Source organism: Glycomyces lechevalierae, assembly GCF_027622945.1.
GTDB classification, from domain to species: domain Bacteria; phylum Actinomycetota; class Actinomycetes; order Mycobacteriales; family Micromonosporaceae; genus Glycomyces; species Glycomyces rutgersensis.
On sequence record NZ_JAPZVQ010000004.1, the window covers coordinates 190513 to 213967 of the forward strand.

General features: G+C 69.2%; 22 protein-coding genes. 11 read left to right on the forward strand and 11 right to left on the reverse strand.

The annotated features are described in order from the left end of the window. Nucleotides 1–92: 92 nt before the first annotated feature. Both O2L01_RS09735 and mgtE read left to right on the forward strand, forming a co-directional pair. Complete coding sequence (locus O2L01_RS09735) at nt 93–1241, forward strand: RNA-guided endonuclease InsQ/TnpB family protein (protein WP_270121724.1); 1149 nt, start codon at nt 93–95, stop codon at nt 1239–1241. Nucleotides 1242–1688: 447 nt separating this feature from the next. Then, nucleotides 1689–3035, forward strand: coding sequence for a magnesium transporter (gene mgtE / locus O2L01_RS09740; protein WP_270121725.1), 1347 nt, complete (start codon nt 1689–1691; stop codon nt 3033–3035). Nucleotides 3036–3091: 56 nt separating this feature from the next. On the opposite strand, the gene O2L01_RS09745 is transcribed toward mgtE, so the two are convergent. The 5 genes from O2L01_RS09745 to O2L01_RS09765 all read right to left on the reverse strand — a co-directional run bounded on the left by O2L01_RS09745 (nt 3092) and on the right by O2L01_RS09765 (nt 9194). Beyond that, nucleotides 3092–4651, reverse strand: a complete 1560-nt coding sequence (locus tag O2L01_RS09745) for a CotH kinase family protein (RefSeq protein ID WP_270121726.1) — start codon at nt 4649–4651, stop codon at nt 3092–3094. 68 nt (nt 4652–4719) lie between these two features. Further along, on the reverse strand, nt 4720–5418 hold the full coding sequence (locus O2L01_RS09750) for a DUF4956 domain-containing protein (RefSeq protein ID WP_270121727.1): 699 nt from the start codon (nt 5416–5418) through the stop codon (nt 4720–4722). 20 nt (nt 5419–5438) lie between these two features. Next, nucleotides 5439–6287, reverse strand: coding sequence for a polyphosphate polymerase domain-containing protein (locus O2L01_RS09755; RefSeq protein ID WP_270121728.1), 849 nt, complete (start codon nt 6285–6287; stop codon nt 5439–5441). Between the two features lie 139 nt (nt 6288–6426). Beyond that, nucleotides 6427–8004: a metallophosphoesterase family protein gene (locus tag O2L01_RS09760; protein ID WP_270121729.1), complete on the reverse strand. Its 1578-nt coding sequence runs from the start codon at nt 8002–8004 to the stop codon at nt 6427–6429. Between the two features lie 38 nt (nt 8005–8042). Beyond that, nucleotides 8043–9194, reverse strand: a complete 1152-nt coding sequence (locus tag O2L01_RS09765; protein ID WP_270121730.1) for a PQQ-dependent sugar dehydrogenase — start codon at nt 9192–9194, stop codon at nt 8043–8045. A 183-nt stretch (nt 9195–9377) separates the two neighbouring features. Here O2L01_RS09765 and O2L01_RS09770 point away from each other — a divergent pair, with 183 nt between their 5' ends. After that, complete coding sequence (locus O2L01_RS09770; RefSeq protein ID WP_344469111.1) at nt 9378–10289, forward strand: 2-hydroxyacid dehydrogenase; 912 nt, start codon at nt 9378–9380, stop codon at nt 10287–10289. A 35-nt stretch (nt 10290–10324) separates the two neighbouring features. Here O2L01_RS09770 and O2L01_RS09775 read toward each other — a convergent pair whose 3' ends face one another. After that, on the reverse strand, nt 10325–10771 hold the full coding sequence (locus O2L01_RS09775; RefSeq protein WP_270121732.1) for a PH domain-containing protein: 447 nt from the start codon (nt 10769–10771) through the stop codon (nt 10325–10327). Nucleotides 10772–10906: 135 nt separating this feature from the next. Between O2L01_RS09775 and O2L01_RS09780 the strand changes: the two genes are divergently transcribed. Both O2L01_RS09780 and O2L01_RS09785 read left to right on the forward strand, forming a co-directional pair. Further along, complete coding sequence (locus O2L01_RS09780) at nt 10907–11413, forward strand: hypothetical protein (protein ID WP_270121733.1); 507 nt, start codon at nt 10907–10909, stop codon at nt 11411–11413. Between the two features lie 207 nt (nt 11414–11620). After that, nucleotides 11621–13606 carry a beta-galactosidase gene (locus O2L01_RS09785; protein WP_270121734.1) on the forward strand — a complete coding sequence of 662 codons (1986 nt, stop codon included), beginning with the start codon at nt 11621–11623 and terminating at the stop codon, nt 13604–13606. A gap of 5 nt (nt 13607–13611) precedes the next feature. Here O2L01_RS09785 and O2L01_RS09790 read toward each other — a convergent pair whose 3' ends face one another. The 4 genes from O2L01_RS09790 to O2L01_RS09805 form a co-directional block, all read right to left on the reverse strand. Beyond that, nucleotides 13612–14109 carry a Pycsar system effector family protein gene (locus O2L01_RS09790; protein WP_270121735.1) on the reverse strand — a complete coding sequence of 166 codons (498 nt, stop codon included), beginning with the start codon at nt 14107–14109 and terminating at the stop codon, nt 13612–13614. Between the two features lie 543 nt (nt 14110–14652). After that, nucleotides 14653–14835 (reverse strand): hypothetical protein, encoded by a 183-nt coding sequence (locus O2L01_RS09795; RefSeq protein ID WP_270121736.1) that lies wholly within the window; start codon nt 14833–14835, stop codon nt 14653–14655. A gap of 22 nt (nt 14836–14857) precedes the next feature. Next, nucleotides 14858–15559: a Crp/Fnr family transcriptional regulator gene (locus O2L01_RS09800; RefSeq protein ID WP_270121737.1), complete on the reverse strand. Its 702-nt coding sequence runs from the start codon at nt 15557–15559 to the stop codon at nt 14858–14860. Nucleotides 15560–15662: 103 nt separating this feature from the next. Next, entirely contained in the window at nt 15663–16334 is a 672-nt protein-coding gene (locus O2L01_RS09805; RefSeq protein ID WP_270121858.1) for a DUF3159 domain-containing protein, read from the reverse strand. 123 nt (nt 16335–16457) lie between these two features. Between O2L01_RS09805 and O2L01_RS09810 the strand changes: the two genes are divergently transcribed. Beyond that, on the forward strand, nt 16458–17468 hold the full coding sequence (locus O2L01_RS09810) for a TY-Chap domain-containing protein (RefSeq protein WP_270121738.1): 1011 nt from the start codon (nt 16458–16460) through the stop codon (nt 17466–17468). Here O2L01_RS09810 and O2L01_RS09815 read toward each other — a convergent pair. Beyond that, nucleotides 17465–18742, reverse strand: a complete 1278-nt coding sequence (locus O2L01_RS09815; protein WP_270121739.1) for an MFS transporter — start codon at nt 18740–18742, stop codon at nt 17465–17467. The two genes, O2L01_RS09810 and O2L01_RS09815, sit on opposite strands and share 4 nt — an antisense overlap. Nucleotides 18743–18840: 98 nt before the next feature. Here O2L01_RS09815 and O2L01_RS09820 point away from each other — a divergent pair, with 98 nt between their 5' ends. From O2L01_RS09820 to O2L01_RS09840, 5 genes are all read left to right on the forward strand, one after another. Next, nucleotides 18841–19395, forward strand: coding sequence for a TetR/AcrR family transcriptional regulator (locus tag O2L01_RS09820; RefSeq protein WP_270121740.1), 555 nt, complete (start codon nt 18841–18843; stop codon nt 19393–19395). 40 nt (nt 19396–19435) lie between these two features. Then, nucleotides 19436–20443, forward strand: coding sequence for a threonine aldolase family protein (locus O2L01_RS09825; protein WP_344469109.1), 1008 nt, complete (start codon nt 19436–19438; stop codon nt 20441–20443). 126 nt (nt 20444–20569) lie between these two features. Beyond that, nucleotides 20570–20755: a (2Fe-2S)-binding protein gene (locus O2L01_RS09830; RefSeq protein WP_270121742.1), complete on the forward strand. Its 186-nt coding sequence runs from the start codon at nt 20570–20572 to the stop codon at nt 20753–20755. A gap of 175 nt (nt 20756–20930) precedes the next feature. Next, on the forward strand, nt 20931–21413 hold the full coding sequence (gene bfr, locus O2L01_RS09835) for a bacterioferritin (RefSeq protein ID WP_270121743.1): 483 nt from the start codon (nt 20931–20933) through the stop codon (nt 21411–21413). 265 nt (nt 21414–21678) lie between these two features. After that, on the forward strand, nt 21679–23304 hold the full coding sequence (locus tag O2L01_RS09840) for an endo-1,4-beta-xylanase (RefSeq protein ID WP_270121744.1): 1626 nt from the start codon (nt 21679–21681) through the stop codon (nt 23302–23304). Nucleotides 23305–23455 lie beyond the last annotated feature (151 nt).

The window sequence follows — 23455 nt, forward strand, 5'->3', positions numbered from 1 at the left end:
CGGCCCTCTCGCTTCGACATGCCTGTTCGGAGTCCCACATAACGGGAATGTAGATAACTGGATTGTCGTACTCGTGGCTTATGGTTTCGATCGTGCAGCTTCGTTACACATATCGGGTCTATCCGACCGCGCCGCAGCGCTCAGCGCTCGCGCGGACGTTCGGGTGTGTGCGGACCGTATTCAACGATGCTGTCGCTGCCCGCCGGCGCGCATACGCTGAAGGATTGCCGTTCCCGTCTACTGCGCAGTTGGACAAGCTGTTGATCACGGCGGCAAAGCGCACCCCGGAACGTGCCTGGCTTGCCGAGGTATCGACGGTGCCGCTGCAGCAGGCCTTGCGGGACTGCCATGCGGCTTACCGAAACTTCTTCGACTCGCTGAAAGGCAAGCGGGTCGGGGCGAAGGCCGGGCCGCCCAAATTCAAGCTCCGCTCGAATCGGCAGGCGGCCCGATTCACTCGAAACGGCTTCTCGCTGAGGGCGAACGGGCGTCTGTACCTTGCGAAAATCGGAGACCTCAGGGTGGCGTGGTCCCGAGGTTTGGCCGCCGAACCGACTTCAGTGACGATCATCAAGACCTCGACCGGAAAGTACTTCGCCAGTTTCGTGATCGCTCTCGAAGACGATGCCCAGCGGCTGGAGCCTATCGCTGGTCCCGAGGCCGAGACTGGAATCGACCTGGGACTCAAAGACTTCGCGGTGGTTCGGGGTGGGAAGGTGATCGAGAACCCCCGGTTCTTTAAGCGGATGGAGCGGCAACTTCAGAAGGCACAGCGGCAGTTGTCGCGGAAGCGCAAAGGATCAGCAAACAGGGCGAAGGCCCGGGTCAAGGTCGCGAAGATTCATGAGCGGACCCGGAATATGCGCGAGGACTGGCTGCACAAGCAGGTAATGACTCTGGTGGGCGAGAACCAAGCCCTCTTTGTCGAAGACCTGTGCGTGAAGGGCCTCTTGCGTGGCAGGGCCGCGAAGTCCGTGCATGACGCCGCATGGAGCTCGTTCTTGTCGAAGCTCGAGTCGAAGGCCGCCCGTGCTGGGCGGAACTTCGTGCGTGTGGATCGATTCTTCCCTTCCACGCAGATGTGCTCGGCATGCGGGGCGCTGACCGGTCCGGCCGGTCTGTCAGACCTGGGAATCCGGGCGTGGGCTTGCGAGTGCGGCGCGACTCACGATCGCGACGCGAATGCAGAGATCAACATTCGTCGTGAGGGCCAGCGGCTCGCAGCTGCGACGCTGCCCTGATCGAAGTTGTCGCCCGGGGGCACTGGGAGACGTGAAACGCCTGTGGAGGGCCGGTAAGACCAGGGAAGACCTGGCGCGGCCCGTCGAAACAGGAACCCGTCCGTAGCCGGCCGCTATAGCGGACCGCGAGTCGGAAACCTGAGCCGTTCGCGGCGAAGGGGATGCCAATGTCCGTTCAGTCCTGGTGTGAGCCGCGAGTCTTTGGGCACCCCAGAGAGCGATGTTGTTCACAGAGGATTGCTACCCTTGACCGCGTCAGCTTCATTGCGGCCGGAGGAGGTGGAGACCATGGGCGATGACCCCGGATCTAGTCGAGATACCGACGCGTTCTTCCCATTTTCCTTTTACCGTGCCCCGCGTCCTCTTACATTGGAGCGGACGGGCTGACCTGCACTTCCACGCGGGCTTTAGGGCACGGCCCTTTCCTCGTGTTAGGAGGTGGCTGCCATGGCTCAGGTCATTCAGCCCATTTCGCCCGCGGCGGTTGACGAGCTCGCGGCGCTCCGCCTGGAACTCGCCGACACCTCGACCGTCGTTCTCGCCGAAGAGCTGCCCCGCATGGACCTGGCCGAGCAGGCCCTGCGCTTCCGGCTCCTCCCGAAAGACCGCGCGCTCGCCGTCTTCGAAGAGCTCGACACCGTCCACCAGCAGGAACTCATCGACGGGCTCAAGACCGACACCGTCCGCGAACTGCTCGACTCCATGGAGGCCGACGACCGGGCCAAGCTCTTCGACGAGATGCCGGCCAAGGTCGCCACCCGCTTCCAGTCCCAGCTCAACGCCGCCGACCGGCGCACCACCGCCCAGCTGCTCGGGTACGACCCCGAGTCCGCCGGGCGCATCATGACCCCCGACTTCGTGTCGCTGCGCGCCTCGATGACCGCCGCCGCCGCGATCGAGCGCATCCGCCACCTGCGCGAACGCCCCCGCCACCTCGACGTGCTGCCCGTGACCGACGGCCACCGCAAGCTCCTGGGCACCGTCACCCTCGCCGATCTCGTGAGCGCCGATCCGGACACGCTCGTCAACCACCTCATCGCCGACGAGCACTACCAGGTCTCCACGGACACCGACCAGGAGCACGCGGCCCGCCTCATCCAGGAGGCCAACCTCAACGCCCTCTCCGTCGTCGACCACGAGGACCGGCTCGTCGGCCTCATCACCTGGGACGACGCCATGGAGGTCCTGGAAGCCGAGGACACCGAGGACGCCGCCCGCGCCGGTGCGGCCGAACCGCTGGAGCGCCCCTACCTCTCGGCGGGCGTGTTCATGCTGGCGCGCAGCCGTGCCGTATGGCTGCTCATCCTCGCCGTCTCCGCCTCGCTCACCGTCACCGTGCTCAACTACTACGAGTCCTACCTCGCGAACGTCACCGTCCTCGCGGTGTTCGTGTCCCTGCTGACCGGCACGGGCGGCAACTCGGGCTCGCAGGCGTCGGTCACGATCATCCGCGCCATGGCCGTCGGCGAAGTCCGCTTCTCCGACGCCTTCAAAATCACTTGGCGCGAATCGCGGGTGGGCTTCCTGCTCGGTGCGATGCTCGCCCTCGTCGGCGGACCCATCGTCGCCCTCGTCTACGGACCCGACATCGGGCTCATCATCGCGGTGACGCTCCTGGTGATCTGCACCTGGTCGACCTTCGTCGGCTCGCTGCTGCCGCTGGTCGCCAAGAAGGTCGGCATCGACCCGGCCCTCGTCTCCGCGCCGATGGTCTCGACGTTGTGCGACGCCACCGGCCTGCTCATCTACTTCTCGATCGCGGCCCTGGTCCTCGGGCCCGCCCTCACCGGCTGAGACGCAGCGCGAAGGCCCGGAAGCCGTGCCGCTTCCGGGCCTTCGGCGTGCCGTGGCTACTCCGCGGCGAGTGCCGTCGCCAGGAACTCGGTGCGCTGCTGGATCGTCGCCTTCAGGGTCTCGGCCGCGTCGGCGACATCGGCGCCGTTCAGCTCGGCCGCGGCCTGCGCGGTGTCGACCGCTTCGAGGGCGGCGCCTGAGGCGAACAGCGAGTCGTACAGCTCGTCGTACGCCGCCAGGTACTCGTCCTGGAAGGCCTCGGAGGCGAGGAACCGTTCCTTGAGTTCGTTGCCGCCCATGCCTCCCGGCGCTTCTTCCATGCCCTCGGGCATCTCGCCGCCGCCGGGCGTCCGGCCCTGCGGCTGCTCGCCGGTCGCGGTCTCGTCCGTCCCCTCGGCGGCCTGGTCCTGGCCCGGGAAGCCGCCGCCCATGCCGCCGCCGATCGAGGCGGTCTCGTCCGGAGCGAGGTCGGCGGTCTGGAGCGTCAGGTCGACGTCCCAGGTCACGACGCTGATGAGGCCCGTCTCGTAGTCGTACCAGAGGTAGCAGTTCTTCCCCGGGCCGGCCATGTCGTCGCCGTTCGTCAGGAGGTTCTGCAGTGCCGTGTAGTTCGCGAAGGACTCGATGTCGACCCAGTCGCCGAGCTCGGCGTCGAAGGTCGCGTCGTCGGCCTCGCTCAGCCACTCCAGGAAGTCCACCAGCGGCTGCATGTCCGCCGAGCCCTCCATCGTGATCTGCTTGAAGTCGTCCTCGTACTCGTCGGGGTCCTCGCCCTGGTACTCGAACGAACCGGTCGAGAGGGCCTTGTAGAGCACGCCGGCGTTCTCGCCGTACTCGCTTTCAGCCCAGGTCACGTCCATGATGTCCACGAACCGGCGGGTGACGCCCTCGGAGCCGTTGACCGAGACCGTGGCGTAGTTCCAGTCGTAGCTCGCCTCGCCGCCGGCCTCGATGAGTTCCAGCGCGACGGCCTCGTTGAGGGTCGAGCCGCTGCCGCCCATCGCCGACTCGACGCGGAGGCTGATCTGCCGGTTGCCCTGGTAGACCTGGCCGTCGACGTACTTCGAGAAGTCGATGAGCCACGGCAGGCCCTCGGGGGCGTCGAAGCTGACCGACGAGCCGGAGCCGCCGCCCATGCCGGGCATCTGCACGCCGTCCGGAGGCACCGCACCCATGTCTTCCGGGAGCTCCATCCCCTCAGGGAGTTCGATGCCTTCGGGCAGCCCGCCGCCGGGGAACTGCTCGCCGTTGCCGCCCATGGACATCCCCCCGCCGAGCGCCGAGAGCGTCGAGTTGCCCTTGAGGCGGATCCCCACGTCGGCGATGGTGACGCCGTCGATGGTGATGTCGGCCTTGATCCACTCCTTCTCGCCGGTGTCCTCGAAGGTCGCCTTCATCTCCTCGAAGTCCGCGTCGCTGTAGGAGAGGGCGATCTCGTGCGCGACGCCCGTGTCGAACAGGTCGACGGTGCCCTGGATGTCGTTGGTGACCACGAATCCCTCGTTGGCCTCCGAGTAGACCAGCGCGGTCGCCCGCACGGTCCCGACCGCCAGGGTGAGCACCGCGATGAGCCCGACCGAGCCCGCGATGAGCTTCCAGTGATGCCGGAGGCTCACCGGTATCCGGTGGCGCAGTGCCCGTGCACGGCTCCGCAGGCTGCGCCGTGGTCTCTTGGCCGCCATGGCTACAGGTCCGTCTGGTCGTAACCGGTCAGGACGGTCACCTGCTGGCCCGAGGTCACGTCGCGCAACTCGCCGAGCAGGCCGGACGGGCTCTTGCCCTTCTTGAGGCGCACCGTGTACGTCATCTCGATGAGCGCGCCGCCGCGGATCGTCTCCATGCTGACCTGCTCGAACTCGTCGGTGTTGCGGATGAGCACGTCGTCGATGCGGTCGGCGTAGTCCTCGTCGGTGCCGTCCACGACGGCCGGCACGTGGACCTTCACGACCTGGCGCTGCACGTTGTGGGCGAACCAGTTGAAGCGGTGCATGATGAGCAGCACGAGGCAGACGACGACCGTGGCGATGATCGCCAGCAGGTAGAAGCGGGTGCCGCAGGCCATGCCCACGCCCATGACCAGGAAGATGTACCCGACGTCGCGGGTCTCCTTGAGGGCGTTGCGGAACCGGATGATCGAGAGGGCGCCGACGAGCGCGAAGGCGCGCGCCACGTTCGAGCCGACGATCAGCATGATCACGCTGATGACCACGCCCATGATGATGAGGGTCTGCACGTACGACTGGCTGTACGAGACGTTCTGGTGCGTGTGGCGGTAGACGATGCCGATCACACAGCTCAGCAGGAACGACAGGGTCAGCGAGATGGCGATGTCCGCCACGCTGAACTCGGCCGAGAGGTCGTTGAAGTTCGTCAGGAAGTCCATGGCTGCTTTCTTGGGATGGGTCAGACGGAGGCGGTGGCGGGCTGCGGCTCCGCGCGGACGAGGTAGTCGTCCTCGACGGGCACGTGGAACACCGAGCGCGGGGCTAGGCCGTGCGCCTCGATGCTCTGGCAGTACTTGGAGATCCGCACGACGGACATGCCGAGGCGCGCGGCCGTGTCGGTGACCCAGTACGGGACCCGCTCGTTGGCCTTGACCTCGACGACCGCCTTGTGCGGCGGGATGATGAGCCGGTTCTCGACCTCCGCGCCGAGGTGGAGGTCGCGGTCGCGGCCGCGCACCCGGTGGTCGATGGTGACGCGCAGTCCGAGGTCGGCGTCCGAACCGAGGTAGGCCTCGCGGTTGTAGGCGGTGATCGCGGTGGGCCGCAGCCCGTGCCCGTCGACCAGGCCCATGACCTCCTCGAGGAACGGCCGCTGCTCGGGCTCGTGGTCGATGAGTGTGGCCTCATCGCAGAGCTTGCGCGCCAAGAGGTACGGGACCTTGACGCGCCGCTTCTGGGTGACCCGGTTGACGCGCTGCTTGATCTCGATGAACACCGGCGTGTCGTCGTGGAGCTCGTGGCGCTCGCCGTAGGCGCGCACCCGGAGCTTGCGGCGGAACCGCAGGCCCTCGATCTTCTCCCAGTAGTACCGCAGCGAGGTCGAGTCGTAGTACAGGCTGCACACCGGGTACCCGCCGCGCGTGGTGAACGGGTCGGCCTCCATGCGCGCGGCCAGCTCCTCGCGCAGCCGCGGCACCTCCTCGTAGGAGAGGAGGTACTTGATCTCGAACCGGTTGAACGAGTGCAGCGCGCTCGCGGTGCGGCGCAGCTGGCCATCGGTGTCAGGCGGGATGCCCGTGTCGCTCATCGGCGCTCCTTGTCGTTGGGAACGCGATGAGTCAAACCGGGCCGTCTCCGATTGAACCCCGGGTTAACTCAAGACAACCTCAAGGTGCATCACGGAACGGTAACGGCGGGCGGTCCGGTTGCGGCGCAACCGGTCCCGCTCATTCGCTGGCGGGCGTCGGCGACTCGGTGGCGCCCTGGATCTCGGCCTCGTCCACCTGGTTCTCGGTGGGGATCACCGTGCGGTCGAGGGTCACGTCCGTCTCCGTGCCCGAGCCGACCGAGATCGAGTCGTACGCGGTGAGCGCCTTGGTCGTCGGGTCGAAGTAGAGGACGTCCATCTCCATCCGCATCGGCTCCTCGGACTGGAAGTTCCGCAGCCCGGCCGCGCCGGTGGAGCCCTCGATCATGAGGGTGGTGCCGTCCCCGAGGTCCTTCACGGCCCGCTCGTGGGTGTGCCCGGCGAGCACCAGCGGCACGACGCCCGCGAGCGGATCGGCCATCGGCGGCTCGTGGACCATCGCCACGTCGGCCCCGCCCGCGTCGACGATCGTCTGCTCAAGCCGCTCACCGGATTCGGTGAGCATCTGCTGCGCGTACTCGCTCGACGGCTGCGCGCCCTTGTCCGGCGTGAACCGCGGGTCGGCGACCCCGGCGAACTCCAGCCCCGCGATCTCCTGCACCTCGCCGTCGAGCACGATCACGTTGTCGTACGCCGAGAGCGCGGCCACGGTCGTCACCGAGTCGTGGTTGCCCTTGACGAACACGTACGGCACGTTGATCTGCTCCACCCCCTGCGAGAAGATCTCGGCCTCCTGCTCGGAGCCCCAGTCGTTCATGTCGCCGGTGTCGGCCACGGCGTCGATGTCGAACTGGTCGACCACCGACTCCATCAGGTGCCAGGCCGAGGGGTTCAGGTGGATGTCCGAGACGTGCAGCACCCGGATCGAGTCGTCCTGGATGCCGAGCTGCGGCATGTCCATCGCGAGCGCGTAGAACTCCGAGATGTTCGTGACGAACTTCTGCAGGTTCGCGACGTACTCCTCGTAGTTCTGCGCGATGTCCTCGGCGTTGCCGACCACGCTGGGCGCGTAGGCGAGCAGGCCCTCGTAGCGCGGCTGCGAGATCGACTCGGCGCGCAGCGTCGCCGCCGCGTACCCCATGAGCGCCGCCGTCACCGCCAGCGAGGTCACCCCGGTGAGCAGGGCCCGCCGCATCGTGCGGAACGCCAGCGCGCCCACCAGCAGCCCGCACAGCGTGACGATCGCCAGGGCCTCCACGACGACGCGCACCACGGCGTCCTCGACGTCGGAGGCGAGGCTCTTCGAGGCGCTGGTGACGCCGCCGGGGGTGTTGATGATCTCCTGCGCTTCGAGGGGGTCGACGGAGTCGAGCTTGAGGTCGAGGCCGATGGGCCCGTCGTGGCTGTCGAAGATGACGTCGCCGAGCGGGGGGATCGTCACGATGGTCTCGCCGCTCAGATCCGGGTGGAGCGAGACGGTGGTGTCGAACGGTCCGATGTCGGCCTTCGTGCCGCCCACGAGCGCGAGGCCGCCGGCGGCCGCGCCCGTGCCGACGAAGACGATCGCGACGACGACGGCGAGCCGCTGGGCCCGCTCGGAGGCCCGCAGCCGCTTCCAGCCCGCTCTCGAGCGGCGCCACAGGGATCGCACGCGCCTCCCGGCGGGTCGGACGGCGTTCTCGATGCGGTGCAGGGCGGCGGCGAGCCGGTCGTTCATCTAGTGCCTTTCTCGCGCGGCTGGACTGGTCATGCGGCTCAGACCCTTCCCTGGGCCGCGTAGCTGGTGGAGAACCGGATGATCCGGTCGTCGGCGTCGTCGGGGGTGCAGCCGCGCTCCTCGGTGCAGCGGCCGTCGCGGTTGGAGGTCGTCACCCAGAGCATCCCGTCGGGGCCCATGGCGACCGATCGTAGTCGACCGAACTCGTTGACGAGGCTTGCTTGCGGCTCGGCCGTGGGCGTGCCCGACTGGTCGAATTGGACGGTCCAGAGGCGCTGGCCGCGCAGGCAGGAGGTGACGAAGGTGTCCTCGAGGAAGACCGCGCCGGCGCAGGAGGCCTCGAAGGGCTCCCAGATGAGGGCGGGGTCGGCGTAGGCCTCCTCGGTGTCGGTGCCCTCGAAGTACGGCCAGCCGTAGTTCTTCCCGGCTTCGATGAGGTTGACCTCGTCGGCGACGTCCTGGCCGAACTCGGTGGCGTAGAGCTGGCCGGCGGCGTTCCAGGCGAGGCCTTCGACGTTGCGGTGGCCGAGGGTCCAGACGGGGGAGGCGGGGTCGGGGTTGCCCTCGGCGGGCTTGCCCGCGGTGGTGATGCGGAGGATCTTGCCGCCCAAGGACTCCGGGTCCTGGGCGTTGTTCCCGTCGCCGCCGTCTCCGGTGGCGGCGTAGAGGAAGCCGTCCGGGCCGAACTCGAGGGCGCCGCCGTTGTGGTTGGGGCCGGAGGGGATCCCGGTGAGGATCGGGACGGGCGCGGCGTCGGTGCTCGTGTCGATCTTGGCGATGCGGTTGTCGGTGTCGGTGGTGTAGTAGGCGTAGACCGTCGAGTCGGTGTCGTAGTCGGGGGAGACGGCGAGGCCGAGGAGGCCGCCTTCGCCGTCGTCGGCGACGTCGACGGTGCGCAGCTCGACGGGTTCGCCCGCGGTGCCGTCCTCGGCGAGGGGGATGGTGAGGAGGCGGCCGGTGGGGCGCTCGCCCACGATCGCGGTGCCGTCGGGGAGGAAGTCGAGGCCCCAGGGGACCTCGAGGCCGTCGGCGACGACGTCCATGAACGAGGTCTGCGCCTCGGGCGAGGAGCTGGGGGAGGGGAGGCTCGGGGGCTCGCCGGTCTCGGGCTCGGGGGGCTCGCCGAAGGAGCACGACGCGAGCGTGAGTGCGGCGGCGGTGGCCGCCGCTGCCGAGAGCAACCTGCGCATGGCCACAAGACTATAGGCAGGGCCCGACCGGGGAGCGGCGCAGTTTTCCACGCCCCACGGTTCCCCTGCGCGCGCCTCCTCTAACCCCCGCGGCCGGGAATCATGGATCCTATAGGATATACGGGGCAATGGGGCGCGAGCGCGGCGCCGAGAACGACCGACCCGGAGGAAGACGCTGTGGCCGTGAAGGTTTGGATCGCACACGAAGAGGGCCGCGCCCTGCTCGGCCCGCTCCCCGACGGCGTCGAGGTCGAGGTCTACGACGGCCGCGGCGACTACCCCTCCGACCCGGCCGCGCTCGACTTCTGGGTCCCGCCGTTCCTCGCCCAGTCCAAGGTCACGACCCCGCTGCGCGACATGACCTCCCTCAAGGCCATCCAGCTCCTCAGCGCCGGCGCCGAGGTCTGGGTCCCGGCCGTCCCGCCCGGCGTCACCCTCTGCGACGCGCGCGGCGTGCACACCGGCGTCACCGCCGAATGGACCCTCGGCGCGGTCATCGCCTCCATGCGCGGCTTCGACGTCTTCGCGCGCAAGCAGACCCGCCACGAATGGAAGGTCGAGTGGACCACCACGGTCGTGGGCAAGCGCGCCCTCATCGTCGGCGCCGGCGACATCGGCGAGAAGGTCGCCGACGTCCTGACCGTGCTCGGCGTCGAGGTCGAGAAGGTCGCCCGCCGCGCCCGCCCCGGCGTGCACCCGATCGACCGGATCGACGCGCTGCTGCCCGACTTCGACGTGGTGATCCTGATCCTCCCGCTCACCGACGCCACCCGCGGCCTCGTGGACGCGAAGTTCCTGGCCCGCATGAAGGACGGCGCGCTCCTCGTCAACGCCGCGCGCGGCCCGATCGTCGACACGGACGCCCTCGTCGCCGAAGTCGCCTCCGGCCGCCTGCGCTGCGCCGTCGACGTCGTCGACCCCGAACCGCTCCCGGCCGACCACCCGCTCTGGGACCTCGAAGGCGCCCTCATCACCCCGCACGCAGGCGCCTCGGTGGACGGCACCCTCGACCGCGCCTACGCGCCCATCGGCGCCCAGATCCGCCGCTTCGCAGCGGGCGAACCCCTGGAGAACGTGGTCAGCGACGGCTACTAGCGGTCGGCTTCGGCCACGGCGAAGCCGGCGAGCCGTCAATCGGCGGAGCGCAGCTCCTGGCCGCCGATCGCGAGGACCTGCGACAGGTTCTCGGGCTTGAGCGGGTCGAGCCGCACCTGCGACTGGTCGTCCAATATGGCCGCCACGCCCTCGTTGCCGGTGGCGAACCCGTCGATGTGCCGCCACGCGATCGTGCGGCTGGTGAACATGCCCCGCACCGCGATGCCCTCGCTCGTCACGTCGATGCCGGAGCGCCACGCCCACATGGAGACCGCGACTGGCGCGAGCAGCATCGCCAGGCCCACCGCCGCCGAGAACGCGCCCCAGATCGGCCGCTCCACGATGAGCGCCACGGACAGCGGCGTCACGGTCAGCCACGCGACGAACGCCGCGCCGGTGACCGCCGCCGGGCGCCGGACCCGGAGCCGGCGGCCGCTGCGGGCGCCGGGGATCGGACCGGTGGAGGCATCGGTACTCGTCATGGGACCAGCCTGACACACCCGGGCGCGGGGTACGCAAAGTGCCGGTCCGGTTTCTGTCGGATTGTCGCTTGACGTGCCCGCTCAACGTGGCACGATCAGCGGTACAGCAGCGGCACAAGCCTGGTGGGGGTGGACGTGGCCGTCAAGATCACATTCCGTCCGACGACGCGCCAGGTCCTCGGCCGGGCGCTGTTCCTCTCCGGCGCCTCGCTCGTCACCGCCCTCGTCCCCGCCGCCGCGTACATGCTCGCCGTCAGGCACTGGTACCGCTACACGACGCTCGCGCTGGTCCTCCTCGCGCTCGCGGTCGCGCTGGCGGTCGCCTACGCGGGCGCGCGCAACCGCGGGGTCGTGCTCGACGAGCGCGGCATCCACCCGCTCAAAGCCGTTGCGTCCCAGCGTCATACGGAGCGGTACGCCGCCTGGACGGACATCGCGGACATCCGGGCCGAGCGCCGCGCGAGCCGCACCGTGCCCGTCGTCTACCTCCTCGACCCCGAGCAGAAGCCGTGGCGGCTCCAGGCGCCGTACTCGGGCCGCGCGCTCTCGACCGACGACGAGCTCGACGAGAAGATCTTCGTGATGCGCAGCCTCTGGGACGCGTACAAGCGGGGCCTCCCGCCGCACCGGCAACGCCCCTAGCTGCATCGATGCACCTCCAGTCCGCATCCCTCGAAACGTTCCAGGGGAAAGGGCCGATCCCGCTGCTCGACGGCGCGCGCTGCGTGCGCCGGGAAGCGCTTGACTTGCAGGGGATCGTGGAGGCAGAATCCTCAGGCCTGGCTGGAAAGCGCTGTCATGCGTCTTCGAGGCCTCACCCCGACCGTGCCGAACACCGAAGGACCACTTGTGGCACATAGGAACACCGACATCATCCCCACGATCGACGGCCTCGCCTACGGCGGCGACTACAACCCCGAGCAGTGGCCCCGCGAGGTCTGGGACGAGGACGTCCGGCTCATGCGCGAGGCCGGCGTCAACCTCGTGAGCGTCAACATCTTCGCCTGGGCGAGCATCAACCCCGGGCCGGGGGAATGGGACTTCGCGCAGCTCGACGCCGTCATGGACCTCCTCGCCGAGGGCGGCGTCAAGGCCGACCTCGCCACCTCCACCGCGTCCCCGCCGCCGTGGTTCTCCCAGGCCCACCCCGAGACCCTCCCGGTGAACCCTGAAGGCGTCCGCCTCAACTCCGGCGCGCGCGCCGAATACTGCCCGCACGCGCCCGTCTTCCAAGCGGCCGTGGTGGAAATGGCCGCCCGCCTCGCCGAGCGCTACGCCGACCATCCCGCGCTCGCCATGTGGCACATCGGCAACGAGTACTACCGCTCCTGCACGTGCGACTTCGCCGCCGAGGCCTTCCGCGCCTGGCTCCAGGAACGCCACGGCGACCTCGCCGGCCTCAACGCCGCGTGGGGCACCACGTTCTGGTCCCAGACCTACAGCGACTGGTCCCAGGTCCTGCCCCCGCGCATCTGCGCCGAGACCCCCAACCCGGGCCTCGTGCTCGACTTCAAGCGCTTCTCCTCGGACGCGCTCCTCGAGCTCTTCCGCTCCGAGGCCGCCGCGATCGAGGTCCACAGCCCTGACAAGCCCATCACCACCAACATGATGGTCACCGGCAACTTCTCCGGCCTCGACTACCACCGCTGGGGCGAGCACGCCACCGGCCCCAACCGGCTCATCGCCACCGACCACTACCTCCTGCCGGACGGCGACATCGACTGGCCCGCCCAGGCCGCGTTCGGCGCCGACGCGTCCCGCGGCCTCGCCGCCGGCGACCCCTGGCTGCTCATGGAGCAGTCCTCCAACTCCTCCGCCTGGCGCCGCGGCTACTTCGCCAAACGCCCCGGCGACCTCCTGCGCCACTCACTCTCCTATGTGGCCCGCGGCTCCGAAGGCGCCATGTTCTTCCAATGGCGTGCCTCCCGCTACGGCGCCGAGCGCTACCACTCCGCGATGGTCCCCCACGGCGGCACCGACTCCAAGGTCTTCCGCGAGGTCAAAGAACTCGGCGCCTGGCTCAAGAACCTGGCCGAGATCAAAGGCTCCACCGTGGACGCCAACGCCGCGATCCTCCTGGACTTCAACTCCTGCTGGGCCGCAGGCACCCCCGGCCAGCCGTCCTCCGACATGGACACCTACCCCGAACTGCGCCGCTGGCACGCCGCCCTCTGGCACCGCGGTGTCACCACCGACCTCGTCAACCCCGCCTGGGACCTCAGCCGCTACACGCACGTCTTCGCCCCGCACCTCTACCTCCTCGACGACGACGCGAACCTCCGCGCCTACGTCGAGAACGGCGGCACCCTCGTCGTCGGCCCCTATTCCGGCATCGTCGACTCCAACGAGCACGTCCACCCCGGCCTCCCCGGCGCCCTCGGCGACCTCCTCGGTATCCGTGTCGAAGAGTTCGTCCCGATCCCCAACGGCGACAAGGTCGCCCTCGACAACGGCTGGGAAGGCCACACCTGGTCCGAAGTCACCCACGCCCTCGACGCCGACGTCGTCGCCAACTTCGAGGACTACCCCGAGACCGGGGCCGTGTTCCGCCGCAGTCTCGGCCGGGGCCAGGTCTGGTACCTGGCGACCCGCCTCGCCGACCTCGACCCCTTCCTCTCCAGCCTCGACCTTCCCGCCGACTTCCCCGAGACCCCGGCCGACCTCGAACTCGTCCGCCGCTCCCGCCCGGCCGGCCCGACCTACCTGTTCGCCATCAACCACGGCGACGAACCCGCCAAAGTCCCCGCCACCGGCCGCAACCTCCTCACCGGCAAGCCGTGGGCGCCGATGCTCTCCCTGAAACCCGGCGAATGCGCCGTGATCCGCGAAGCCTGACAAGCTCAGCCGGAAACGGCGAACCCGATCGCGGCGGCCGCCATGAGGGGCGCGGCAATGGCGAAGCAGGTCATTGCCGCGCGCACTCTCCGGAACTTGTCGAGTGCCAATGTGGCCAGCATCGACAGCTCCTCCGCCGCGTCGTGCAACTGCTGCTCCGGGTCGGTCGACGTGCGCAGCGTCGTCCGCACGATCTCGTCAGGGGAGCGGCGGGCGCCCGACCGGATACCGGTGCGGCCGGTCAGTCGCGGCCACACCGCGGCGCCGAGGAAGCCGATGCCCACGAGCATGGACCCAGCGGCCGCCCATCCGAAGACGCTGGAAACACTGACGCGCTCGGTTAACGACGGCGCGGCGAGCAGCAGCGCCGTGATCGGAATGGCCCCCGCTGCCAGCAGCGCGGCCTTCGTATCGGCGTGGGACACGTTGACGCGGGCATGATCGAGTTGCCGGTAGACCTCGTCGAGGGCGGCCCTGGTGGTCTCGGGTGGTGGGGTTCCCATGACAACCTCCGTCAATGACATTGGTACATAACAGCATCGCAGACATCCCCCCAACACGGGGAGCGACATTGCCGGATTCGGCGTGCTCGAAGACCGCGTGCAGGTCGGCCTTGTCCTTGTCGCGATTGAGCATCCGCTTGTACGCCACGACCTGCTCGACGGAAAGGTATTTCAGCCCGTCGATCTCCTCCGCCCTCTCCAGCAGTTCCGACGTGTCGCTGCCGGGAAGGAGCCATGTCTGGCAGACCTCGACCACGCCGCCGTAGAGGCGGGCGATCTTGTCTCCCGTGTAGGCGCTCGTCCGCAAGGGCGCGGCGTCGAAGACGAGCGCATGCTCGAACGCGAGTTCCATCGCACGGCGCCAGGTCTCGCTTCTCGGCCGGACGAGCAGGTCCAGGTCCGACAGGCGCGGCGTGATGCCCTCCACCCACAGGCGGGCGCTGCCCGCGACGACGAATTCCTCCGGATCGAAGTCGAGCGGCACATGTTGGCGGAGCAGTTCGATCAACTCGGACCCCTCGTAGGTCTCACTCCGGACTGGATTCACTGCGGTGGTTTCCCATCTGCCGATTTCGGGTGGACCGAGGGTTCCTGGCGGATCTCCTGCCTCGAGCGCAGTTCGAGCCGTGCCGCCTTGTACTGGAACACCGCGCCCGCCACTGTGGCGATCGCGGCGATCGAGCCGATGATCGCGGTCATGAGTTCAATGAGGTCGAAGTCCGACATGGCGGATCAATCCGTTCCGGGGCTAAATGAGGGAGCGGTCGCGGCGCATGGCCAGCGCCTCGATCGCAGCGGTATCGCAGATGGTGAATCTGGCCCGTCCGGTCGCGATGTAACTGCGGGCCTTGAACTGCTGCATGACGGCCGAGACCGATTCGCGGGAGAGGCGGGCGAGGTCGGCGAGGTCGTTCTGGGTGAATCCGGCGATGACGAGACCCTGCTCGCCTTCCACGCCGATGCCCGATTCGACGATCCGGAGCAGCGCCCGAGCGAGTCGCCGCTCGCTCGACAGGAACGACTCCTCCTGCACCTCGCCGAGTTCGCGCACCCGCTTCGCCAGCCGCCGCGTCACCTCGAGGTGGACCCGCGGATTCGACAGCAGGAACCTGAGGAACACGTCCCCCGGAATGTGCAGCACCTCGACCGGCCGCAGCGAGACCAGGTCGGCCGATCGCGGTTCGCCGGTGAGCGGGGCCAGCTCGCCGATGAGCGTGCCCGGGCCGTGGAGGCCGAAGATCGTGCGCCGCTCCTGACCGTCCGGCTGCTGCTCCCAGCGGCACGACATCACCAGGCCCGAGCGGAGGTAGATCACGTAGTCCGAGTGCTCGTCGGCCTTCATGAGCTTGGTGCCCGTGGGGTAGGAGACGGCGTGCGCCTCCGGCTTGAGCGCGTCCTGGTGCTCATCGCTGAGTAGCGGATTCCACAGAACCTGACTACGGGTTTCCATGCAGTTGAGTGTATTGGTGCACACAACGAAACCGGGTCAGCGAAACGCCGACAGTCGGGAAGCCGACCGGAATTCGTTTCGCTTGGTGCGTAAGGGAACCGCGTTACGGAGCGGTCTTCTCCGGTTCGGCGGGCTCCGCCGGGTCGACCGGGTGCCTGATGCCCGGGTGGTGCTTCGGGAGGACGGCGCGGATGACCCAGCCGCTGACGATCAGGCAGAGGACGAGCAGGGGCCAGGAGAGCGCCACTTGAGCGACCCCGCCGGCGACCACCGCCAGTTCCTCCTTCTCGCTGTTCCAGAACGGGGTCAGGATCGCCACGCGGAGCGCGTACATCGCCACCCACACCCAGGAGGCCGCGCTATAGGCGCGCAGCAGGTCCGGGTCGCGGCGCCAGCGGGTCTTCTGGCCGAGAAGGCCACCGACGATGAGGCCGAGGAGGGGGCGGCGGAAGACGATGAAGCCCGCCCAGACGAGGGCGCTGGCGGCGTTGGTGACGATGCGGGGGAGGAGGATGTCCTGGGCGCGTCCGGTGTAGAGGACGATGAGGCACGCGACCGCGACGCTGAGGAGTCCGAGGATCACGGCCCGGGGCTTCTGGCGCTGGCGCAGCCGCACGATCGCGAGCAGGCCCGCCGAAACGAGGGAAGCCCCTGCGGCCCAAGCGATCGAGTTCCCGGTCAGCATCCAAGTGAGGATGAACACCACCACCGGGGCGGTGGCGTCGAAGGCCCCGCGCCTGCCGCCTAGTAGGCTGACTAGCGTGTCTTGCCGCACAGTATCGGACAACTGCCAACCCTCACCTCTCGACCCGCTACCGCAGGCAAGGCTACCCTAACCGCAGTGGCACGCCGGGCTTCGCCCGCAGCCCCACCTACGGACGGATTGGCACGGTAACGGATGCTCGGCACACACAGGATCAGTGAAGCGCAACTCGTCGACCTGCTCCGCCGGGCCAGAAAGACCGACTTCGGGCGCTGGAACAAGGCGGACCTGCAGCGCGCCATGACCGACCTCGGCTGGCAGGTGCGCTCCGCGGAGGTCGACATCGGCATGTGGCGCGCCGAGACCGGCTACGAGACCGGCAACGCCATCGCCGACTCGATCCCGCCCCAGACTCCGGTCGCGGGCCGCGCCGACTTCTACTCCATCGAGGTCATGGTCCTGCGCTCCGCCGAGCGCGGCCGCCAGGGCGAGCAGCACCGCACGCTCATCTTCCGCGAAGTGCTGCGCACCATGATGAGCGAGCTCGGCGCCCCCGAGATCCGCGGCGGCGACGGCGGCCCCTGGATCCGCTGGTACCGCGACGGCCTCATCTTCGAACTCCACCTGCGCCGCTTCCACGGCGGCGTCACGCTCCGGCTCCTCTCGCCCGAGCTGTTCGAGCAGCTCGAGGCGCACGCCGTCGGCAAGGGCGACGTCTCCGGCTGGGCCGCCTACGCCCGCACCGGCCAGCGCCCGCCCGAGCCCGCCTGCACCGACATGGGCGAGTTCACCGAGCGGCTCTCCTCGCTCCTGGCCGACATGGCCGCCGACGTGCCCGTGGTCGACACCGCCGGCACCGTGCTCCTGCGCACCGGCGACTGGTCCGCCCGGTACGTGGCCGCGTTCGTCGACGGCGGCCTGCGCGTCGAGGCGAGCGCCGCCGTGAGCGGCGCCTGGCGCTCGGGCCTGTCGAACCTGCCGAGCATGGGCTTCCGCGCCCCCAGCGGCACCCAGCCGAACTGGTCGCGCAGCTTCAACTCGACCGACCGCACCGCCACCAACCAGGCCGCGCACATGATGGTGGACGCCCTGCGCGCCTTCGGCATCCAGGACCTGTTCGACATCGTCTACGACGGCTTCACGGCCGACGGCGAGCGCATGTACCTGCCGGTGCTCGGCATCGGCAACGGCGACAACCCGTACTAGGCGGCGCCGCTCGGGACCGCCGGGGCCTCCGGCCGCGGGGCCTCCATCGTCGCGCGCCGGAACGCCGGGAGCCGCCAGCCCACGACCGCCACGCCCGCGACGCACGCCGCGCCGCCCGCGAGGATCGCGCCGCCGAGCCCCAGCGGGCCCGCCAGCGCTCCGGCCTGCAGATTGCCGAGCGCGGGCGAGACCGTGGCCTGCGCCAGCCACAGGCTCGTGACGCGCCCGCGCAGCCGGTCTGGCGTGTGGTTCTGCAACAGGCCCGTGCGCAGCACCTCCGAGACGAGGTCGCTCGCCCCCGAGATCGCCAGGAACACCAGACCCAAAGCGAGCCAAGGCGACAGCGCCAGACCGATCATCGCCGCGCCCCACATGCTCGCCGCGACGACCACCACGAGCCCGGGCCGCGCGGTCTTCGTGACCCTCCCGCTGAACGCGGCCGCGAGGAACGCGCCCACCCCGGCGGCGGCCGAGAGCAGTCCGAACGCCACGGCCCCGCCCTCGAACTGCTCGGTCGCGAGCGCCGGGAACAGGCCCTTCGGGTACGCGAAGAGCATCGGCATGATGTCGATGAGCAGCACCCCGGCCACGATCTTGTTGCGGCGCACGAACGCGAACGCGTCCTTGAGCGAGTACGAGCTCGACGCCTCCTCGTCCTCGCCGCCGTGGTCGGGCGGCATCGGCCCGACGAAGACCATCGCCACCGCGAACACGACGAACCCGACCACGTTGAGGCCGTAGCACCATTCGGTGCCGCCGGCCGCGATCACGACGCCCGCGAGGGCCGGCCCGGCCACGCTCGTGAGCTGGCCGGTGAGGCCGTTCAGGGCCGAGGCGCCGGCGACGTTCTCCTGCCCGACGAGGGAGGGGACGGCCGCGAACGAGGCCGGGATGCTGAGCCCGGCGAGGAACGTGTCCGCGACGACGGCCGCGAAGAGGAACCACAGCAGCGGCTCGTCCTGCAGGGCGTTCACCAAGAGCGCCAAGGCGACCAGGAGCCCCGGCACGCGCACGGTGACGAGGATGCGGCGCCGGTCGAACCGGTCGGCGAGGACGCCGCCGACGAGGAGCCCGGCGACGATGCCGACGCCGCCGGAGGCGGCGGCCGCGCCCACGGCCAGGTTCGAGCCGCTGAGCTGGTAGATCTGCCAGATCAGGGCGGTCTCGGTGAGCATGGCGCCCACCAGGAGGCCCGTGCGCCCGATGTAGAGCCAGCGGAAGTCGCGGCTGATCCGCAGGGGGGTGGTGTCGACCAGGTGGTGCCGAAGGGACATGCTCTGATGATACCGAGCGTTCCAGTCTGTGCAACACCGTGTTTCACGGGACTGGTTCATGGGATGATGGCGCGCCGGAGCGCACGGGAGGGACCACGATGGACGAGAAGCTGCTGGCCGCCGCCGCCGACGTGCTCGGGACGACCGGCTGGGACCGGCTCACCATGGGCGACGTGGCCGACCGCGCCGGCGTCTCCCGCGCGACCCTCTGGCGCCAGATCGGCGGCAAGGAGGAGCTGCGCCTCGCCCTGATCCGACGCCTCCTCGTCGACTACCGCGACTCCCTGTGGCCCGTCCTCACCGCCACCGGCACCGGCCGCGAGCGCCTGCGCCGGGCGCTGGAGGCCATGTGCGCGGTCTTCGACCGCCACCTCGCGCTCCTCACCGACTTCGACACCGCCTTCCACGAGACCGGCCTCTTCGACGAGCCCATCGAGGACGTCGTCGCCCCGCTCGTGCGGCTCATCCTCGACGGCGCCGCCGACGGCTCCCTCGCGCCGCAAGCCGACGCCGAGGAAGCGGCCGACCTCGTCTTCAACACCGTCTGCTGGCCCTACGTGCACCTGCGCCGCCACCACTCCTGGGCGCCCGAACGCGCCCGAAGCCGCCTGCTCGACCTCGTCCTGGACGGCCTCTCCACCGACTCCGCCTGAACGCATCCAGACCCACCGGCCGCAGTAGGGTCGGCCCATGATCGTCGATCTCCGCTCCGACACCGTGACCCGGCCGACCCCGGCCATGCTCGCCGCCATGACCAGCGCCGACGTCGGCGACGACGTGTACGGCGAGGACCCGTCCGTCAACGCCCTCGAAGCCGAGGCCGCCGAGCTCTTCGGCAAAGAGGCCGCCGTCTTCACCCCGACCGGCTCGATGGCCAACCAGATCGGCCTGCAGCTTCTCGTGCCCCCCGGCGAGGAACTGCTCTGCGACGTGCGCTCGCACGTCGTCAACTACGAGATGGGCGCGGCCGCCGCGCTGAGCGGCATCTCGACCCGCACCTGGGCCGCCCCGAACGGCCGCCTCGACGTCGCGCTCATCGAACCGATCATCAACCCGCCGCACCCGTACTCCACGACGACCCGCGCGATCGCCGTCGAGAACACCCACAACATCGGCGGCGGCACCGTCCAGCCCATCGAGGAGCTGCGCGCCCTCCGCGCCCTCGCCGACGCCCAGGGCCTCGGCCTCCACCTGGACGGCGCCCGCATCTGGAACGCCCACGCCGCCACCGGCGTCCCGCTGAGCGAGTACGGCGCGCTCTTCGACACCGTCTCGGTCTGCCTCTCCAAGGGCCTCGGCGCGCCCGTCGGCTCGCTGCTCATCACCGACGCCGAGCGCGCCCAGCGCGCCCGCGTCATCCGCAAGCGCCTCGGCGGCGGCATGCGCCAGGCCGGGTTCCTCGCCGCGGCCGGCCGCTACGCCCTCGCCAACAACATCGAGCGCCTCGCCGAGGACCACGCCCGCGCCCAGCACCTCGCGCGCTCGCTCGAGCCGTTCGGCATCTGCGACGCCTCGCAGGTCGAGACCAATATCGTGCTGCTGCGCCTCCCCGACATCGCGCAGGTCGCGCGGGCCGCGGCCGAGCAGGGCGTGAAGATCTCGGTGCTCGGCCCCGACTGGGGCCGGATGCTCACCCACCTCGACGTGGACGACGCCGGGATCGAGCATGCCGTGAAGGTCCTCGGCGACCTCGCGGGCTGACGCCCGGCCGGTGGGTCGCCCGAACGGCTCCGGGTGATCCACCGGAACGGGGGTTGCCGATCGCCCCCGACCGCAGGTAGGTTAGGCATACCTTCATTAGTCCAGCCTTACCTTCCCGGAGGTCGGATGTACGCCTGCATCTGCCACGCAGTCCACGAGAACGAAGTCCGTGACTGCATCAGCGCCGGCGCGCACACCGAAGAGGCCATCGGCGAGGCCTGCGACGCCGGCACCAGCTGCGGCACCTGCCATGAGCGCCTGGTCGACATGATCGAGAGTTATTTCACGTCCTCGGTTCCCGCCGCGGCTTGAGCCCATCCTCAATCGCCGGATTCAACGGAAATGGCGGACGCTTTAGGATGTCCTCCGTTAGGATAGGTTGTCCTATTTTAGGCATTCCTGGCTGGAAATGGGCCCCCACCTGGTCCTAGTCTGAGATCGTCGGTCATGGAGCCGGCGATTGACGGACCGGGAAGGACGGATTGCAATGCAGGGCGACAAGCAGGTCATCGAATTCCTCAATGAGCAGTTGACGGCGGAGCTGACCGCGATCAACCAGTACTTCCTGCACGCGAAGCTGCAGGAGAACTGGGGCTACACCAAGCTCGCGAAGTACACCAAGTCCGAGTCGATCGACGAGATGCGCCACGCCGAGATCCTGACCGACCGGATCCTGTTCCTCGACGGCATGCCGAACTACCAGCGGCTGTTCCCGCTGCGCATCGGCACCACGGTCAAGGAGATCTTCGAGTGCGACCGCCTCATCGAGGTGGAGGCCATCGACCGCCTCAAGCGCGGCATCGAGCACATGGAGTCGGTCAAGGACTACGTCTCGCGGGACCTCTTCAAGAGCATCCTCGAGGACGAGGAGCACCACATCGACTACCTGGACACGCAGCTCGAGATCCTGGAGAAGATCGGCGAGGCGCTGTACATCCAGTCGCTCATCGAGCAGCCCGACGGCGCGTAGCCGCAGGCAGACGCCATAACGTTTTGAGGGGACCGGCCGCGAGGCCGGTCCCCTTTCTTCATTGCGGCAGAGCCCCTCACATCTCCGCCACAGTGGTGGGTCGGCGCCTTGACAGCCCCGACGCGAGGATCGTAACATATCAATGCTTTGAATGAAAGTTTCCGAAACTTTCGGGATCTCGCAGTGTTCCCCGGTCGCTCCTCGACCCCGTGATGGAGCGGCCGGGGCCCTCGCTGTGAAGGCCTGTCGCAAAGGAGCGCAACGCATGTCCCACCCCTCTCCGCAACGAATGCCCCACCCCTCCCTCGCCCCGCCCGCCAGCCGCCGCCCGGGGCGCGGGGGCCCCGCCCGCGGCCCGGGCGCGGGCCTCCTCCCCGCCGGATTCGTGGCCCTCGCCGCGAGCCCCGCCCAAGCCGACGACCTCCTCCTCGCCACCGACTTCTCCTCCGGCACCACCGAGGGCTGGACCGGCCGCGGCGCGGCCGCCGTCGCCGTCGACCCCGAACAGCGCCTGCTGATCACCGGCCGCACCGCCACCTGGAACGGCGCCGCCATCGACATCACCTCGCACATCGAGGTCGGCGTCCGCTACCAGCTCAAGGTGTACCTGCGCCTGCCCGAGGGCGAGACCGCCGCGGACCTGCGCACCACCGTGCAGCGCGACGTCGGCGGCGTCTCGAACTACGAAGGCGTCAGATGGAACACCGCCGTCACCGACGCGGCCTGGACCGAGTTCTCCGGCACGTACTCGATCGCCCAGCCCGCCGACCTGCTGCAGTTCTACGTCGAATCGGACTCGAGCCTCACCCCGATCCTCCTCGACGCCTTCACGCTCACCCGCATCGCAGAACCGGAGATCCAGGACTTGCTGCCGCTCAAGGACTTCCTCGCCGACGACTTCACCTTCGGCTGCGCCGTCGAACCGCCTGAGGTGGTCGGCAAGCCCGCCGAACTCCTCGCCAAGCACTTCGCGCAGGTCACGACCGGCAACCAGATGAAGCCGGAGTCGATCCAGCCGACCGAGGGCGTCTTCGACTTCAGCCGGGCCGACCAGATCGTGGACTTCGCCGAGGCCCACGGCATGAAGATCTGGGGCCACACGTTGCTGTGGCACAACCAGACCCCGGCCTGGTGGTTCCTCGACGCGAACGGCGAGCCGCTCCGGAAGACGCGCGAGCACCAGCAGCTCCTGCTGCAGCGCTTGGAGACCCACGTCAAGGCGATCGCCGCGCACTACGGCGACCGCGTGTGGGCCTGGGACGTGGTGAACGAGGTCGTCGACCCCGAGCAGCCCGATGGCTTGCGCCACTCGCGCTGGTACGAGGTCTTCGGCGGCCCCAAGTACATCGAGAAGGCGTTCAAGATCGCCCGGAAGGCCTTCCCGCGCAAGGTGAAGCTCTTCATCAACGACTACAACACCGAGTTCCCCGACAAGCGCGAGGCGATGTTCAACCTGGTGCAGCACCTCAAGTGCGAGGGCGCGCCGGTCGACGGCATCGGGCACCAGGCGCACGTCGACTACCGGCGCGACCCGGCCCTGCTCGGCGAGTCGATCGACCTGTTCCGCGAGCTCGGCGTGCTCCAGACGATCACCGAGCTCGACGTCTCGCTCTCGAACGAGATGACCGAGAGCCTGCCCGCGACCCCGCCGGAGCGGCTGATCGCGCAGGGCTGGTACTACAAGGAGCTCTTCGAGGTCCTGCGCGCCCGCGCCGACGACCTCGAGTCGGTGACGATGTGGGGCCTGTACGACGCGGTCTCGTGGCTGCGGACCTGGCCGGTCTCGCGCCCGCACGAGGCCCCGCTGTTCTTCGACGACCGCCTGCAGGCGAAGTCGGCGTACTGGGGCGTGGTCGACCCGAGCAAGCTTGAACCCATGCCCGAGGCCTAAAGGGGGGCCCAGACGTCCGGGAGCGGAATGATAGATCCGGGATTCCGCTCCCGGGCTTTCCCTTTCACGCCAACGGGTGAACGACACGCCCGGGAAACCGTCGGCCGCGCTACGTAGGGTTACAACAAGGGGTCCCCCGGGCGGACATTTC

Coding starts and splice junctions, on each gene's coding strand:
- mgtE (WP_270121725.1), top strand. CDS start 1,689: ATGGCTCAGGTCATTCAGCCCATTTCGCCCGCGGCGGTTGACGAGCTC.
- O2L01_RS09750 (WP_270121727.1), bottom strand. CDS start 5,418: ATGGACTTCCTGACGAACTTCAACGACCTCTCGGCCGAGTTCAGCGTG.
- O2L01_RS09755 (WP_270121728.1), bottom strand. CDS start 6,287: ATGAGCGACACGGGCATCCCGCCTGACACCGATGGCCAGCTGCGCCGC.
- O2L01_RS09760 (WP_270121729.1), bottom strand. CDS start 8,004: ATGAACGACCGGCTCGCCGCCGCCCTGCACCGCATCGAGAACGCCGTC.
- O2L01_RS09765 (WP_270121730.1), bottom strand. CDS start 9,194: ATGCGCAGGTTGCTCTCGGCAGCGGCGGCCACCGCCGCCGCACTCACG.
- O2L01_RS09775 (WP_270121732.1), bottom strand. CDS start 10,771: ATGACGAGTACCGATGCCTCCACCGGTCCGATCCCCGGCGCCCGCAGC.
- O2L01_RS09790 (WP_270121735.1), bottom strand. CDS start 14,109: ATGGGAACCCCACCACCCGAGACCACCAGGGCCGCCCTCGACGAGGTC.
- O2L01_RS09795 (WP_270121736.1), bottom strand. CDS start 14,835: ATGTCGGACTTCGACCTCATTGAACTCATGACCGCGATCATCGGCTCG.
- O2L01_RS09800 (WP_270121737.1), bottom strand. CDS start 15,559: ATGGAAACCCGTAGTCAGGTTCTGTGGAATCCGCTACTCAGCGATGAG.
- O2L01_RS09810 (WP_270121738.1), top strand. CDS start 16,458: ATGCTCGGCACACACAGGATCAGTGAAGCGCAACTCGTCGACCTGCTC.
- O2L01_RS09815 (WP_270121739.1), bottom strand. CDS start 18,742: ATGTCCCTTCGGCACCACCTGGTCGACACCACCCCCCTGCGGATCAGC.
- O2L01_RS09820 (WP_270121740.1), top strand. CDS start 18,841: ATGGACGAGAAGCTGCTGGCCGCCGCCGCCGACGTGCTCGGGACGACC.
- O2L01_RS09830 (WP_270121742.1), top strand. CDS start 20,570: ATGTACGCCTGCATCTGCCACGCAGTCCACGAGAACGAAGTCCGTGAC.
- bfr (WP_270121743.1), top strand. CDS start 20,931: ATGCAGGGCGACAAGCAGGTCATCGAATTCCTCAATGAGCAGTTGACG.
- O2L01_RS09840 (WP_270121744.1), top strand. CDS start 21,679: ATGTCCCACCCCTCTCCGCAACGAATGCCCCACCCCTCCCTCGCCCCG.